General features: G+C 37.2%; 14 protein-coding genes. 2 read left to right on the forward strand and 12 right to left on the reverse strand.

Annotated elements, in window-relative coordinates; translation table 11 throughout:
* Positions 1-9: 9 nt before the first annotated feature.
* Positions 10-942 (reverse strand): thioredoxin-disulfide reductase, encoded by a 933-nt coding sequence (trxB, locus tag CLOAM_RS07985; RefSeq protein ID WP_015425391.1) that lies wholly within the window; start codon positions 940-942, stop codon positions 10-12.
* A gap of 569 nt (positions 943-1,511) precedes the next feature.
* Positions 1,512-3,611 carry an ATP-dependent DNA helicase RecG gene (gene recG, locus CLOAM_RS07990; RefSeq protein ID WP_015425392.1) on the reverse strand — a complete coding sequence of 700 codons (2,100 nt, stop codon included), beginning with the start codon at positions 3,609-3,611 and terminating at the stop codon, positions 1,512-1,514.
* Between the two features lie 193 nt (positions 3,612-3,804).
* Between recG and CLOAM_RS07995 the strand changes: the two genes are divergently transcribed.
* Together CLOAM_RS07995 and CLOAM_RS08000 are read left to right on the forward strand one after the other, a co-directional pair.
* A complete protein-coding gene (locus tag CLOAM_RS07995; protein WP_015425393.1) occupies positions 3,805-4,848 on the forward strand; it encodes a hypothetical protein in 1,044 nt (347 codons plus the stop codon).
* 7 nt (positions 4,849-4,855) lie between these two features.
* Positions 4,856-5,497: a ComEA family DNA-binding protein gene (locus tag CLOAM_RS08000; protein ID WP_269764014.1), complete on the forward strand. Its 642-nt coding sequence runs from the start codon at positions 4,856-4,858 to the stop codon at positions 5,495-5,497.
* 110 nt (positions 5,498-5,607) lie between these two features.
* Here CLOAM_RS08000 and CLOAM_RS08005 read toward each other — a convergent pair whose 3' ends face one another.
* The 10 genes from CLOAM_RS08005 to CLOAM_RS08050 all read right to left on the reverse strand — a co-directional run bounded on the left by CLOAM_RS08005 (position 5,608) and on the right by CLOAM_RS08050 (position 14,636).
* A complete protein-coding gene (locus CLOAM_RS08005; protein ID WP_015425395.1) occupies positions 5,608-6,660 on the reverse strand; it encodes an endonuclease in 1,053 nt (350 codons plus the stop codon).
* Positions 6,661-6,672: 12 nt separating this feature from the next.
* Positions 6,673-7,281 carry a D-sedoheptulose-7-phosphate isomerase gene (locus tag CLOAM_RS08010; protein ID WP_015425396.1) on the reverse strand — a complete coding sequence of 203 codons (609 nt, stop codon included), beginning with the start codon at positions 7,279-7,281 and terminating at the stop codon, positions 6,673-6,675.
* A 13-nt stretch (positions 7,282-7,294) separates the two neighbouring features.
* On the reverse strand, positions 7,295-8,374 hold the full coding sequence (add, locus tag CLOAM_RS08015) for an adenosine deaminase (protein ID WP_015425397.1): 1,080 nt from the start codon (positions 8,372-8,374) through the stop codon (positions 7,295-7,297).
* Positions 8,375-8,515: 141 nt separating this feature from the next.
* On the reverse strand, positions 8,516-9,166 hold the full coding sequence (locus CLOAM_RS08020; protein WP_015425398.1) for a hypothetical protein: 651 nt from the start codon (positions 9,164-9,166) through the stop codon (positions 8,516-8,518).
* The gene (locus CLOAM_RS08025) at positions 9,156-10,379 is read right to left on the reverse strand and encodes an AAA family ATPase (protein ID WP_044279096.1); all 1,224 of its coding nucleotides are present in this window, start codon (positions 10,377-10,379) and stop codon (positions 9,156-9,158) included. The genes CLOAM_RS08020 and CLOAM_RS08025 overlap by 11 nt, the downstream gene beginning before the upstream one ends.
* 87 nt (positions 10,380-10,466) lie before the next feature.
* The gene (locus tag CLOAM_RS08030) at positions 10,467-11,396 is read right to left on the reverse strand and encodes a ribonuclease HIII (RefSeq protein WP_044279097.1); all 930 of its coding nucleotides are present in this window, start codon (positions 11,394-11,396) and stop codon (positions 10,467-10,469) included.
* Entirely contained in the window at positions 11,389-12,669 is a 1,281-nt protein-coding gene (locus tag CLOAM_RS08035; RefSeq protein ID WP_015425401.1) for a bifunctional folylpolyglutamate synthase/dihydrofolate synthase, read from the reverse strand. Before CLOAM_RS08035 ends, CLOAM_RS08030 begins: the two co-directional genes overlap by 8 nt.
* Before the next feature lie 111 nt (positions 12,670-12,780).
* A complete protein-coding gene (locus CLOAM_RS08040) occupies positions 12,781-13,425 on the reverse strand; it encodes a hypothetical protein (protein WP_044279098.1) in 645 nt (214 codons plus the stop codon).
* A gap of 55 nt (positions 13,426-13,480) precedes the next feature.
* Complete coding sequence (locus CLOAM_RS08045) at positions 13,481-14,011, reverse strand: lytic transglycosylase domain-containing protein (protein WP_015425403.1); 531 nt, start codon at positions 14,009-14,011, stop codon at positions 13,481-13,483.
* A gap of 139 nt (positions 14,012-14,150) precedes the next feature.
* A complete protein-coding gene (locus tag CLOAM_RS08050; protein ID WP_044279099.1) occupies positions 14,151-14,636 on the reverse strand; it encodes a ferritin-like domain-containing protein in 486 nt (161 codons plus the stop codon).
* Positions 14,637-14,853 lie beyond the last annotated feature (217 nt).

The following is a 14,853-nucleotide window of genomic DNA, read 5'->3' on the forward strand; positions in this document are numbered from 1 at the left end:
TTAATTCCTTTATTCCGTTTGCGAGGAAGAATAATTTTCCGTTATCCATTTTTCAGCGCTCCAACCAGCTATAGCTCCGTCGGAAGTGGCGGTTACAACTTGGCGTAAAACCTTTTTCCGGATGTCACCCGCAGCATAAATTCCCGGAACATTGGTCTGCATAAAATCATCGGTTATCACGAAACCTGCGCTATCAAGTTCAATACGGGATTCCAGCAATTTGTTATTAGGCAAAATTCCTACATAAATAAAGACGCCGTCAACGGGAATAACACTTAAAGAATTGGTTTTCCGACTGTAGACCTCTAATTCCTGCACTCTTGTATTCCCACGAATTTCCTGCACAACACTGTTCCAGACAAATTCTATTTTAGGATTTTGAAAAGCGCGCTCTTGAATGATTTTTTGAGCTCTAAGTTCGTCACGCCGGTGAATAACAATTACTTTTCGGGCAAAATGAGTTAAGAAAATTCCTTCTTCTATGGCAGAATCACCTCCGCCAATTACGGCTACAATTTTATCTCTATATAATGCTCCATCGCAGGTTGCACAGTAGGAAACCCCATGACCGGTAAATTTTTCTTCTCCGGGAACATTTAAGCGCCGCGGATAAGCTCCCGTGCAAAAAATCACTGCCTTGGTACGATATTTGTTTTCCGTGGTTTCTATTATTTTACAAAGTCCTTCCATTCCCAGAGCTGTTACTTCTTCATCCCTAAATTCCGCACCAAAATGTTCTGCTTGACGGTGCATTCTGTCCGTCAGTTCATAACCGCTTATAGATTCAGCAAAACCAGGATAATTTTCTACATCTTCCGTAACATTTATCTGACCGCCAATCAGTCCTCTTTCCAAAACAACAGTTTTTAAACCGCTACGCGCACTGTAAATGGCAGCACTTAAGCCGGCAGGTCCGGCTCCAATTATAATTACATCATACATTATGTTCTATCCTTTAGCTGTTTTGAATAATAGTAGCTAAAACACTAAGGCGGGTTCTTTCGTCAAGGAAAATTGAGTTGCTACGCCTAATTTTCTTTTATCGTAAATGATCTCTGTATATTTTATCCTCTCTCTAAGCCATTATGTTTCCGATATGATTCCCATATCGTTCCCATATCGCGATATGGGAATCATAAGGGAATCATTTTTTCAGCAGACAGGGTTTAAGCATAAACGGAGCTCGCTGAAACTCTGCTTTTATACTAAGAATCATTTACAGCTTTACAATTTTGTTCCCTACAATAACTTTCGCAGTGTATACTACTTGTAACACTCAGAAACATTTTCTCTTACAGATTACACTGAGATCACTAACTTATAATTAATAATTCTTCTCTTAAATATAAAAATCTTATTCTATTTGCAGTGTAATATATGTTCTGTATGTTTCATCCATCATTTTATAGCAGGCACGAATCCTAACTGCTAAAATAATTAGTAGGTAGCATAAAATTTATTTCGGCAGTAGTAAATCCTTGCTTTAAGCTGCAGCTACGCCAAGGCATTTACTAATAGAGGATAAGCTTTTCTTTATCAGTGAATTGGGAGAAGTATATTTTTTTCAACAGGGCATTTTCCGGCAGTTCAAAATCCGGATCGGCATGCACAATTTCAAAGGCATCCTGCCTGGCTAATCTTAATATTTCCTGGTCTCGCACTAAATTAGCAAAACGAAATACAGGTAATCCGGATTGTTCATAACCGAAAATTTCACCCGGACCGCGCAGTTCCAGGTCTTTTTCGGCAATAATAAAGCCATCCGTAGTTTTAGTCATAGTGGTTAAACGCTGCCAGGCAACTTCGCTAACCGGCGAATGTTCAATTAAATAACAGTATGCCTGAGCACTTCCTCTGCCAACTCTACCCCGTAATTGATGTAATTGTGCCAAACCAAAACGCTCTGCATGTTCTACAATCATCACACTGGCATTGGGAACATCCACACCTACTTCAATAACAGTAGTAGAAACAAGAATTTTTATTTCTCCTGCCTTAAATTTTTGCATAATCATATCCTTTTCTTTCACCGGCATTCTTCCATGCAAAAGGGAGGCAGGATATTCCGGAAAAACCTTTTGGGAAATATATTCATAGAGCTTAGTAGCATCCAGAAGAGCTATTTTTTCTGATTCTTCCACTAAGGGACATACTATATAAACCTGGCGTCCCAACGCAAGTTCTTGGCGTACTTCACTATAAACAGTGTCAATTTTGCTGGAGGGACGAATAATTGTTCTCACAGGTTTTCGCGTGGGAGGCAGTTCATCTAAAATGCTAACTTCCAAATCTCCATAAACAGTCATTGCTAAACTGCGGGGAATTGGTGTGGCAGAAAGATAAAGTAAATCGGGATGTTCAGCCAAGTTAGCCAATTTTGCCCTTTGTTCAACTCCGAAACGATGCTGTTCATCAACGCAAGCAAAACCCAATCGCTTAAAATTTATATCCTTTTGTAACAGGGCATGAGTTCCGATCACAATTTGAGCACTTCCCTCGGCAATTGCTTTTTTAATTGCCTCTTTCCCTTTATAAACGCCACCTTTTAAGAGACAAACCTGCACCTCAAAACCCTTTAGTAAATTAGTGATGGTCTCATAATGCTGTTCTGCCAAAATTTCCGTAGGAGCCATCAGTGCGGACTGATAACCGTTTTCCACCGCTAAAAGCATTGCAAACAAGGTTACAACTGTTTTTCCGCTACCTACATCTCCCTGCAGTAAACGACTCATCTGCTTTTCGGAACACATATCGGCAAAAATTTCCCACAGCACTTTTTTCTGTGCTTTGGTAAGCGTAAAAGGTAACTTTTTATAGACGCCGGTAGTTAACTGCTTTTTATTGATGAATTTTATACCTTTGGTTTTGGTGGTATGAAAGGTCTTATGCCTCGCCCATAAAAGCTGGGTGTAAAAAAAATCCTCGTAGGCAAAACGCCGACGCACTTTTTCTATTTCTGCGGGATTCTGACCAAAATGCATCTTTTGGAGAGCGGTTTTTCTCTCCAGAAAATGATGTTTGGCAATAATATTTTCCGGCAGTTTTTCTTCTATGAAACCGGCATAAAGAGCAAAAGCATTGTAAATAAGCCGACGCATAAGCTTTTGATTGATGCCTTCCGTTAAAGGATAAACCGGTAAAACCTCGCGATTCTTCCAAAAATCCTCCTTCGTATCTTCCCAATCATCAATCAGTTCAAATTCCGGATGCACCATTTCCAGCTGACCGTTAAATTCCGTTATCGTGCCATTCAGCCAAACTAAACGACCCGGCAAAAACATCTTTTCATAAACAGGAGGATAAGTAAACCAGGAACATATTATACCTACTTTTCCATCACTTACCCCTATGCTTAAAATATTCCTGCCTTTTGCCGTTTGATGAACATCTACCCAAGAAATTACTGCTGTAAAAGCTAACATATCTCCCGGCTTCAAATCCCCTAAAGTGACACTTAACTTGCGACTGATATAGACCTTGGGAAAATGCTCCATCAAATCCAATATGGTCTTTATCCCCAGCTTGCTTAAAAGCTGTGCACGATGTTCTCCAACCCCTTTCAGGTATTTAACTTCGCTATTCAAATCCGTGGTTTTTTTACTTTCCGCCATATTGGAAGCCAGCTTATAAAATATCCCAAAATTGTCAATTAAGGAAAAACTGTTACTACCTTACACTTTAGCTTGTACAAAAATTTATCCTGTAACCAACTAAAACGCTAAACTTTGTTTCTTTTGCTTGACAAATTTTATGAGGTAGGCAATAAAGTAAAAAAGCTAAAATAGGCATTTAAGAACGGAAAATATGAAAAAGATGCAAAAACGCTTATTGGTGATTGTTTTGTTCCTGCTTGTTTTTTTGATAGCTGAAGGACAAAACTTTGCTCAATTTAAAGAGGAATTGCTTAATACCAAGGATTGGAATACAGCCAGGCAAAAAATTATTGCCTATATTCCTACTACCAACAATGTAGAAGAACTTAGAGAACTGCAAAGTATTTGGGAAAGTGTGGAACCGAATGTTTGTAAGCAATATTTCTTTAATGCTGCTCAAAATAATCCTCATTCTCCTGTTTATCAATATCTTGCTTTACGGCTGGAAGAAGATGAAACACTCCAGATGAAAGGTGCTGAAGAACTTTGCCGAAATTATCCTGATTTTTATTGGGGTTACCGTCTTTACATTGTGGACTTTATGGCTTGGTTACTGAATGCGGAACTGGAAATTCCAGACCCGCTAAACGGTCAGGAACTTTCTTTAAAAATCATTGATGAGGGTTATAAACGCTTTCCTGATGATGATTATTTTCATATTTTCCAGTTTCATCGCTATCGCTTAACACAAAATTATCCTCAAGCAGAAAAGGAACTGAAGTTGACTAAAGACCGTAATTTATTGATGGCTAACTGGATGCGGATAAAATATTTCCTGGTGCAGGAGAAAAATGCCACTCTGTATAGTTCATATCTGCCCCCTCTTTTTTCGGACTTGATTAAAAGCGGTCAAATGGCTTCAGTTGATAGTATTTATATTTTTGCTGAGGGCTATGTGGAAATTTTGCAGGAAACAGAAAGTTGGCAAAGTTTAGAGCAATTTCTTGCTCAAAATCCTGTTTTGCTAAATTCAGCTCCCTATTTTGATGTTTACGCCGGTCTTTTAGCCCGCAAAGAGGACTGGAATGCTCTTGGCAATGAGCTTCTTTCTGCTTTTAACAAGAAAGTGATAGATAGTGAACACTTAAGCCAATATCTTACAAAATGGGAAGATAACCTTTGCCATCAACCCCATTGGACAGAACTGAAACAAAAAGCAGAACCGAAATCTAACCTAATTTCACCTCATCAATAATATGAAAATGAAAAATCCCTTGCGCAATTTTCTCACTCCTGATGAGCAAAAGATATTGCTTTTTTTAGGGCTAATAATTCTGGGTGGTTGCTTTCTGGACTATTTTGGCTGGAATCCTTTGCAGGCAACCCCTACAGATTTAGATACCTTAAGGCAGGTGGTTAAAGAAGATAAACCCTTGCAACTGGATATTCGCATTGCCACTTTTGAAGAATTGCTCTGCCTTTCTGGAATTGGAGAAAAAAGAGCAAAAGATATTATTGCCTATAGAGAAACAAATCCCTTCACCTCGGTAAACCAGATTATGAATATTAAAGGCATCGGGGCTAAGACCTATGCTAAAATTTTGCCCGATTTACTGGTCTTTGGAGATACTACAAATTTCAAGCTTTCTCCAACCCCTTCTTCCACTTCTAAAACTAAATCCGCAACCATATCCAAAGCAAATAATACTTCCCCAGTCAATATTAATACAGCTAATCTGGAAGAACTATGCACCCTTTCTGGTATTGGAGAAGTGAAAGCCCAGGCAATTATTGACTGGCGTGAGGAAAATGGCAGTTTTGAAACCATTGAAGATATAATGAAAGTGAAGGGAATTGGACCCAAAACCTTTGAGAAAAACAAAGACCGCTTAACTGTGAAGTAAAGAAATGAAGAATGTGTGAGTGTGAGGTATCCTGAAAATAACGGACTAAAATTAAGGAAAAAATCCGGTTAAGCCAGTTGATCCAGTTATCTGTGTTCTATTTTAAAATCTCAACCCTCAAACACTTTCAAGACCTTTGTAACTGCTTGTTTATCTGCACTCTGCACTTTTATCAAATAAATTCCGGCAGGAGTATTTTGTCCCTTATTATCCTGTCCTTTCCAAAAGACCTTATTTTCTCCGGCAATTAATACACTGCTTTCGCTGTAAATCAATTGACCCTTAATATTATAGACAGAAGTTGTCAGCAAAGCTGATTTTTGAGTAGTGATACTAATATTCAGTTCAGAAGTAAAAGGATTGGGATAAACTGCATTGATTGTCAAATCGGGAACGACAGGCAAAACAGCATCTTCAACATCATTCCCGCCCCAGATTTTAGCAACAAATTCCGGATGGTCAATATAAGGATTACGGTTATTTTGATAATTAAAAACCCCTGTATTGCGAGTAAGTTCTGCTGCATCCGGAGGATCAAAATTGTGCCAGATAAGCAATGTAGGCAGCATATCCACATTTTGCTGAATTAAACTTTCTCCGCTGTAACGCGTATAAAAATAGAGTAACGCTCTGGCAATATTGCCCTTAAATTCATCTGCGGGCTCAAAAACCATTCTGTTTTGAGCATTATAACCCCGATAACTTTGCCACGGTGTGTAAGTATAATAAACATTGGCAGTATTATGATTGGCAACTACATCAAAAGGGTAATTTCCCCGGGAACTGTTTACCACCGAATTAGTTATAAACAGATGATGGAGGTCTGATTTCTTTTTAGTAGTATCAGTTCCGTTGAACCAGCTTTGGGCATAAGTATGTTCCGTATTGGGATTGGTACTACCGGTATAATCAAAACCCACATAATATTCCTGTCCGGTATAAACACAGGTTACATAGCCGTTAAAATTATCCAGGGTTTGATAGAGAACTACTTTGGAAGCATCGTAACTGGTATTGGTATTATTGGAAATCAAGTTCCGCAAGCCATAAAATAGGTCATCACCGGTTAAATTAATAACGCTATCATAATAATCCGCATTCAGGTAAAAAGCAACACTGAATAACAGTAATAGCAGTAAAGATTTTATCTTATTCTTAAACATTTTTCCCTTATTTTAGCAGAATAATGGGGCTTGGGGATTTTCTTCCTGACTGGTAAACAGCTCTTTTTCTATCAATTCAATCAGCAGATGGATAATAATTCCGTGAATTTCCTGAATGCGAGCTGTGTTATTAGAAGGAACAATTATTTCATAATCACAGAATCCTTTCAGTTTGCCACCCTCTTTTCCCAAAAGAGAAGCGGTGAAACATTCCTTCTTTTTAGCGGCTATTAGGGCTTTAATAATATTGGTGGAATTACCGCTGGTGGAAATTCCTAAAATCAAATCCCCCTTTAAGGCAAAGGCATCCACTCCTCTGGCAAAAACATTATCCCAGCCATAATCATTAGCTACACAGCTTAAATAGCCAGGATCGCTTAAAGCAATAGCCGGAAGAGCTTGTCGGTCTTTATTAAAACGCCCTGAAAGTTCTTCCGCAAAATGAATGGCATCACACATTGAACCGCCATTTCCGCAGGCAATTAGTTTTCCCTTATTTAGCAAAACATCAGCCATTTGTTTTGCCATTGCCTCAATTTGGGGAAGAATGTTTTCCCTGTTCAGCACTTGGGAAATCAATTCTTGTGTTTCTTGGAAGGTCTCTATAATGATGCTGTTCAAGTTTAGTTGCTCCTTACAGGTTTTCTTTCACTTTCACCCTCGTTTTCAATTCCTGTTCCTCAATTTCATCAATTTCCTTCAGAATCTGATTGATCAAACGCACCCTTTCCTTATAGGGCAGAAAGGCACTTTTGAAACCGTTTAAGATGATATATTTCACGGTAGGATAATCCAAACCGAGTTCATTGATAGCAAGCATATATTCATCGGTAACGGTTGTATTACTTATCGTTCTATTATCGGTATTGATTGTTACCCGCAAGCCATAATCAATATAAAAATCAATAGGATGACTGCGAATATCGGGAACGGCTTTAGTATGCAGATTGCTGGTTAAACAAATCTCTAAAGGAATCCTGTGGTCATTAACATAATTTAACAGGTCTCCATCTTCCACCAACCGCGTTCCATGTCCAATTCTATGCGTTCCGCAATAATGCAATGCCTGATGAATACTTTCCGGTCCGTATGCCTCACCTGCATGGATAGTAATATTCAGGTTATTATGCAAAGCCAGATCAAATGCCTCTTTATGGTCTTTGGCAGGATGTTTGTATTCCCCTCCAGCTAGGTCAAAACCGATAACTCCTTTATTTTTAAAGGCAACTGCTAATTCAGCAAGTTTCAGGGAAGTGGTCGGGTCCATATTCCTAATCCCGCAAATAATAACCCCGGTTTTAATGCCAAAATCCCTTTCGCCCTGTTTTAAGCCATCAATAACTGCCTGCGAAATTTCCGTCAGTTTCAATCCCTGATCGGTATGCAAAATAGGAGAATAACGCACTTCCATATAACGCACATTTTCTGCAGAGGCATCTTCAGCCAGTTCATAAGCGGCTCTTCTTAATCCTTCTTCATTTTGCAAAACGAGATTTACGATAGGAAAAGCACGCAAATAATCATCCAAACTTGTTGTCTGTTCTCCGCAAACCAAAAGTTTGCGTAATTCAGCAGGGTCCATTGTCGGTAGCTTAATATTATATTTTTTTGCCAGATCAATTATGGTTTCAATCCGGACACTGCCATCCAAATGCACATGCAAATCTGTCTTGGGCAGTTTTTTAATGAATTCCTTAGTCATCTTGATTTTCATTTTTTCTTCCTCTTTCTTCTTTAACAGACATAATATCTAATAAACACCAAATGTCAAATAGTTTTTATGTTATACAGGCAATATAAATTAGGCAAGGGAATTTATGGCTAAAATAGCAAGATAATTTTCACTCTCTAACGGTTATTCAATCTTTTGCATATCACAAAGAAATCTGCCATAACTTTCAGGACATTTTAGCAACAAAGTTTTAGAGTTTGAGTTCCGGGCAAGAGCGTAACGCCAATCTTCAGGTTTATTATTAAACTGGCTTACTATTAATTTTAAGACATTCTTGGGATAGTTACTGTTAGGGTCTTCTTTTTTCCCCCAAAGAGATTCCGGTTTTTTAGGAAGTGGCGGTTTGGAAGGTTTCTTGCCAAAGACCTTTATAAATGCCTTTTCATCTGCCAATAGCCAAGATTCTATCATTGCTTTGGGAATCATTGGAATACCGATTACTTGGTTGGAATAAAAGGAAAAACCGAATGTAATATCCTGATAGATTGTCTCAAAATCATTATTATCGCAATCAACATAGCATATTGCTACCTTATAAGATTTTAAAATAGCGTATCTGCAAAGGCGTTCCGCTTTTACGGAATGTCCCTTCTTACATTTTGCTTTCTGAATTCTTGGCAATTTATTTTTTTGTATACCATCTATCTGCAGTTTTGGGGTAGAAGCATTTTTTATATAGGCAATGGCAGGACCAGGTATCCACTCAGAAGTATCGCAATCCTTTTTACCTACATCAGTAGGACCTTCACCACAGACAATAACTTTAATTGCCATCGGATTCTAATAATTCCTTTTCAGTAAGATTAATCCAGATTTCTCCCGGATTCATATATTCAAGAAATTCTTTAATTTTTTTGTTGTTAAAAACTCTCTCGGCTCCGATACTACCATCTTGATTACGATAAACATAGATAATATCTTCCGGCTTAAAATCATCCAGCATTAAAGAACTATGAGTAGTAAGCAATAATTGATGCCGGGTTTGAGAGGTAAATTCATAGAGCAGTTCTACTATTTTTGTAGTGATATAAGGATTCAGTCCGTTTTCAATTTCATCCAGCATCAGCAAACCGGAATCGTATTTAACATAAAAAAGGGCAACGAAAGCCAGGATACGCAAAGTACCGTCACTTATATGATAGGGTCGGACCTTAATGGCATTAGAGCTGAATTTTTCGTTTATAAACAACTCTACCCAACCTGGAGTTCCTTTAGTAAAAGCATCAATTGAATCCATATTGCTTAAAATTGAATGCACCTTTTCAATATAACTTTCTCTTTGTTTTGGAGTCATCTGTTTAATAAAAGCTGCAAGTTGTTTTCCACCTACACCAATATCTTCAGTGGTTCCTCTACTTGATCTGCGCATATTTTCTGCTGCCAGGGTTTCAAAATTCGTTGTATGTTCAAGATATTCTTTCAGCAGTAAAATTTCTTTTTTAGCTGAGAAATCAATAATCTTCAAACCTGATGAGCCCAAAGAAAGAGAAAATTCTGATTCTTGAGTTTTAATTTTCTGACCAGGAAATGTTTCATAATTCACAATCCCATCTTTATAGGTGTATAAAGGACTTGCTTTTTCATATAGCTTTTCCATCTTTTTCGGGTTACAGAGTGATTTATCCCATTTGCTATTCACTTTAGAAATGCTCTCTTCAAGCAAATTAACACTGGTAGCAGAAATAAGCTTAAATTCTATATCCCAGATGAGAAGAAAGGGTTGCTCCTTCTCTTCAAATTCAAAAATTGACTTATATGATAGAAAAGGGCTTTTAGATATTTGGGATTTAATATCGGAGACCTTCCAATTTTTATCTTTTAGATATTCTGCTACATCTCTGGAAGCGCAATTTGCCAGTAAATCCAATGCTTGCAGAATAGTGCTTTTCCCGGAAGAATTTACACCAATTAAAACATTTATCTTATCAAGGTTTAAGGTAAGATCGGTAATACCTTTAAAGCCCTTTATTGTTATCTGCTTAAGCATCTCTACCTCCAAGGCAGTTAATTTATTTGGCTTTTTGCAATAATGTTATAATCTCTGATAATGTCAAGGTAAAAGACATTAACTATATCATTCAGGCAAGTTTTCTATCTGGTTGGTGGTTTTGAAATGCAGTTTAGCAACTTCGCCCAAGCGTTTTTCACTGTATTGTTTAATAAAATCCTGAGCATATTTGATAACATTGCCATTAGCGCCTTGAGGAAAATTCAGCTGATAGAATTTACGCATTGCCTCAAATGCCTCCAGAAATTGATAACGGGCAATTATGGAAGCAGCAGCAACGGCAGGATCTATTTCTGCTCCGGTTCTTTCAATGCAGGGAAGGGGAAATTGTTTTTCCTGTAAAGCATATTTTGTTTTATGTGACACACTGAATTGGTCAACAAGCACACCTTGGCTTTCAGGATGGTTTTTCTGCAAAGCGATAATAGCAGTGGAATGGAGCCAGGCAAGCAAATCATTCAGGTTTTTCTTTTGGGCTTTGAATTTGGCTATCAGTTCATTATATTTAACCGGTTTAATCACGATACAATGAATGCAGTTAGCATAATTCTTATAGAGATATTGGGCAATTCGTTTTATTTCTTCGCTGTTTAGTTTTTTGCTATCCTTCACTCCAACATTTTTGAATTCATTTTCGCTATCTCTTTTATAGGCAAAGGCACAAACAACGAGGGGACCGAAATAGTCACCTTTTCCGCATTCATCGCTTCCTATCCAAGCATTCCAGGTATGCATTGGAGGCATATCCAATTTTAATTCTTCTTGTAAACGGCACAAATCCCATAAGAGTTTTTTTAAGGGATTATTATTTCCTGTGGGAACAGGGGAAATACCCTTTTTTTGTGAATAATAGATATTCAGAATACTTTTATAATTATGGCGGGAGACCTTTAATTGAACTCCATAAGGAATTTCTATCTGTTCATCAATAGAGATTCCCGTTTTTTGTAATTCAGGCAGCAGATGAGAAAGGTAATTTTCCAGTTCTTTATGCATTATCTTTTGGGATTTCAAGCACTTCGCCAACTGTAAAAAGGGAGCCACAAACAATTAAAATGTCATCCTCCTTACATTCTTTTACAGCCAAAGAATAAGCTTCAGCGACAGTAGGAGCTGTTTTATACGGTATATTATATTCTTCTATAACGGCTACTTGGTCTTCAACTGAAGCAGCTCTTTCGGATTGATTGCGGGCAACATAGATTTGTTCCGCTTTAGGACATATAAGAGACAGCATTTGTTTATAGTCCTTGTCTCTTAAGATGGAGACCATAAATTTTACTTTGCGGTTGGGGAAAATTTTCTCCAGAGTGGACATTAATGCCTTCACACCATGCACATTATGAGCTCCATCAATGATTATAATTGGCTTTTGGGAAAGCAATTGCATTCTGCCTTTCCAGGAAATATGTTGCAGTGCTTTCCGAATAACTTCTTCCGCAACAGGCAATTTTTTCTTTTCCGCATAGAGGATAAAAGCGGTAAGTGCCGAACCAATATTAATTGCCTGGTGTTCTCCCATCAAATTTGCTTCCAGATTGGGAAATTCATAATTGCCAAAACTATAGTCAAAATTTATACCTGTTAGGTTATCATTCCTGATAGAGGTCTGCCAATCGCGTTTATAGCGAAAAACAGGAACTTTTTTTGTTTTTGCCACAGCTTCAATAATAGAGCGGGGAGATTCCTCTATGTCTCCTAAAACCAAAGGGATACCTTCTTTTATAATACCCGCTTTTTCCCCGGCAATTATTTCCAAAGTTCCTCCCAGGGTTTTTATATGATCAAGTCCGATATTGGTAATTACGGCAACATCAGGGATAAAAAGATTGGTAGCATCCAAACGACCTCCCAAGCCAACTTCAATAATAGAAACATCTACATTGTGTTCACTAAACATTGAAAAAGCAAGAGCAGTGGTTATTTCAAAGAAAGATGCTTCCCATTTGTCAAACAGATTTTCATAGCGAAGGAAGGTATTGAGAATTGTTTCAAAAGAAGGTTCTTTACCGTTAATCCGGAAGCGTTCATTATAGTTTATCAAATGTGGCGAAGTATTTAAGGCAGTGTTTAATCCACTTTCTCTACAAAGAGCTTCCAGGGTTGCACAAACACTTCCTTTTCCATTAGTTCCCCCAATATGAAAACCGTTTAATTTGCGTTCCGGATTACCCATATCATTTAGCAAACCCTGCATTCTGTTCAATTCCAGTTTCACATTTCCAGAATAGCGTTTGAAGATATGCTCAAGAAATTCATTGTAAAGCATCGGGTTCTTTTACCTGAATTAAAAGTTGTTAGCTATAAAAAAATTCAAACAGCATCATAACTTCAAGATGCTGTTTGAATCTCATATTAACCTAAATTAGAATAATGTTCGTTATTCGGTAATTCCGAATTTTTCGGGAAAAAGAATTGCTCTGAGGGCAGTTGTATTGGCTTTGCGTTTGGCAAAGGCATCAGGATCGGTTTTCCAGATTTCTATATATTTGTTTATCAATTCAACTTTTTTAGCTCCATTTAAGCCAGTTTCGGAATCAATATAATCAATATCTTCAGACATATAATTTTGCAGTTGAGTGGGCTCCATATTTTCATAGAATCCCTTTTCAATAATATGTTTGGGGTATTGAGCCAGATTGGGGCAGAGAATAATAATCCCGTAGTTATGCTTTATTTCTGTTCCGATTTGTTCTGCTATATATTTTCCGTAAACAAGATATTCTTTTTTCTGATGACTGGTTTCAGGACAATACAAATTGGAAGACAAATAAGTATTCTTGGGGTCATCTTTTTTAGGTGTTTTTATCAGCAATGAAAGATCACCGTTAAAATCTGCATTGGTATCACGCATATAATCAGTTGTTGCCACCCAAATTTGTTTCATATTATTAATACAGTCCTCAAGGTTCTTTTCTTTATCCAGATTAAAGAAATTCGGCACTGCCAGGATAAATACCAAAGCAATGAAGAGAATGATACTGAGAACAGTATATACCGAGATTCCATTTTGGTTACGCAGCATAAATCACTCCTAAATGAATTCTAAAAATTATTATTTTTCTGATGTGCTATTCTCGTCAAGCTTTATTTTTGGGATAAAGGATTTTCGTGACATAAGAATAGGTCTCGGGAATATCTCTGAAAAGAGAACGATAGTCCTTATCTTTTTCAATTTCAATGCCCTTAAGACGGCGGTTAACCTTACTTTCACCCCAGTTATAAGCAGCTAAAGTTAAGCTCCAATTGCCATTATATCTGTTTTTTAGATAGACCAAATATTTTGCTGCCAGCTTTAAATTATAAACCGGTAAAAAGAGATAACCCCTTTTATGATCTTTGTGCATATAGAAGGCAGTGGATTCCTTAATTTGTCCCAAACCAATAGCTTGAGCATCAGAAATGGCAAAACTGCGAAAAGAACTTTCCGTTTTAATTACGCGGTAAAATACAATCGGATTAAGTCCATAATAAATTGCTACTCCAATAGTTGTTAACCTCAGAGAAATAGGATTATAGACCAAAATAAGCAAAATAAACAATACCAGAAGGATGCTGATGATCCTTCCGTTATTGCGTTTTTTATTTTTTCTGTGTTTACCTTTAGCCATTATTGCTTGTTTTTTATTACTTTTCTTTTGTCCGTCTTGCTTTTTGTTTATCCTTCTTGATTGCTCCTCAATTTCTGTAATTTTCTGTTAATTATTCCGGATTTTTTCTGTAATCTATTTACTCCAGCATACGGGATAGTTACACCAGTTTTTTCTTCATCTCGCTCAGTTTCAAAATATGACTTACTTCCTCATTGATTATTTTCCGTAAAGCATTATGAGTTCTGGGTTCGTTAATATTATCGGAAAGGGTGTGGAAATAGAGCAGAGTGTCCTTTTCAAAAGTAATCGCATTTTCCACAATTTCTTTTATGTCTTTGGCTTTAGTGGCAAGTTGAATGGCAGAGAATTCACTGTTAAAAATTCTGCTCTCTACAATTGTTTTCAGGTATTCGGCAATAAGTTCCCAGTCAACGGAGAGCTGTAAAACCTGAAGGTCTACCTCATCTCTCAAAGACAAAAAGGTTTTTTCATGTCTCAATTCTTCATCCCGTAAATAAATTAAAAAGTCCTTTGCTTTTTCATCAAGGTCTTTTCTTTTAGCTGCCTCATTATAGAAAGCATAACCGCTTCTTTCAATTTGGACTGCCATTTCAATTACTTCGTTTACAGAATATATTGCCATTTTTTCCTCCCTGGAAATTTTTTTATTCCAGTTTATGATATCAAAGAGAATAGTCAAGAGGAAAATGCGAAAAAAGCAGGATGGCAAGGTAACAATATCGGAAGGTTGATATCCTTGTTAACCACTCGCAAAAAAAGATTGAGAGGGTTGAGGAAATGATAAATGAAAAATGAAGAATGAATTTAACAAAGAAATTAGGTTAAAATTGGAATTTTTA

Origin of the sequence: Candidatus Cloacimonas acidaminovorans str. Evry, assembly GCF_000146065.2 — a bacterium.
GTDB lineage: Bacteria > Cloacimonadota > Cloacimonadia > Cloacimonadales > Cloacimonadaceae > Cloacimonas > Cloacimonas acidaminivorans.

Excerpts from the sequence above, each read along its gene's own strand:
- trxB (WP_015425391.1), bottom strand. The coding sequence starts at position 942 with ATGTATGATGTAATTATAATTGGAGCCGGACCTGCCGGCTTAAGTGCT.
- recG (WP_015425392.1), bottom strand. The coding sequence starts at position 3,611 with ATGGCGGAAAGTAAAAAAACCACGGATTTGAATAGCGAAGTTAAATAC.
- CLOAM_RS07995 (WP_015425393.1), top strand. The coding sequence starts at position 3,805 with ATGAAAAAGATGCAAAAACGCTTATTGGTGATTGTTTTGTTCCTGCTT.
- CLOAM_RS08000 (WP_269764014.1), top strand. The coding sequence starts at position 4,856 with ATGAAAAATCCCTTGCGCAATTTTCTCACTCCTGATGAGCAAAAGATA.
- CLOAM_RS08005 (WP_015425395.1), bottom strand. The coding sequence starts at position 6,660 with ATGTTTAAGAATAAGATAAAATCTTTACTGCTATTACTGTTATTCAGT.
- add (WP_015425397.1), bottom strand. The coding sequence starts at position 8,374 with ATGAAAATCAAGATGACTAAGGAATTCATTAAAAAACTGCCCAAGACA.
- CLOAM_RS08020 (WP_015425398.1), bottom strand. The coding sequence starts at position 9,166 with ATGGCAATTAAAGTTATTGTCTGTGGTGAAGGTCCTACTGATGTAGGT.
- CLOAM_RS08025 (WP_044279096.1), bottom strand. The coding sequence starts at position 10,379 with ATGCTTAAGCAGATAACAATAAAGGGCTTTAAAGGTATTACCGATCTT.
- CLOAM_RS08030 (WP_044279097.1), bottom strand. The coding sequence starts at position 11,396 with ATGCATAAAGAACTGGAAAATTACCTTTCTCATCTGCTGCCTGAATTA.
- CLOAM_RS08035 (WP_015425401.1), bottom strand. The coding sequence starts at position 12,669 with ATGCTTTACAATGAATTTCTTGAGCATATCTTCAAACGCTATTCTGGA.
- CLOAM_RS08040 (WP_044279098.1), bottom strand. The coding sequence starts at position 13,425 with ATGCTGCGTAACCAAAATGGAATCTCGGTATATACTGTTCTCAGTATC.
- CLOAM_RS08045 (WP_015425403.1), bottom strand. The coding sequence starts at position 14,011 with ATGGCTAAAGGTAAACACAGAAAAAATAAAAAACGCAATAACGGAAGG.
- CLOAM_RS08050 (WP_044279099.1), bottom strand. The coding sequence starts at position 14,636 with ATGGCAATATATTCTGTAAACGAAGTAATTGAAATGGCAGTCCAAATT.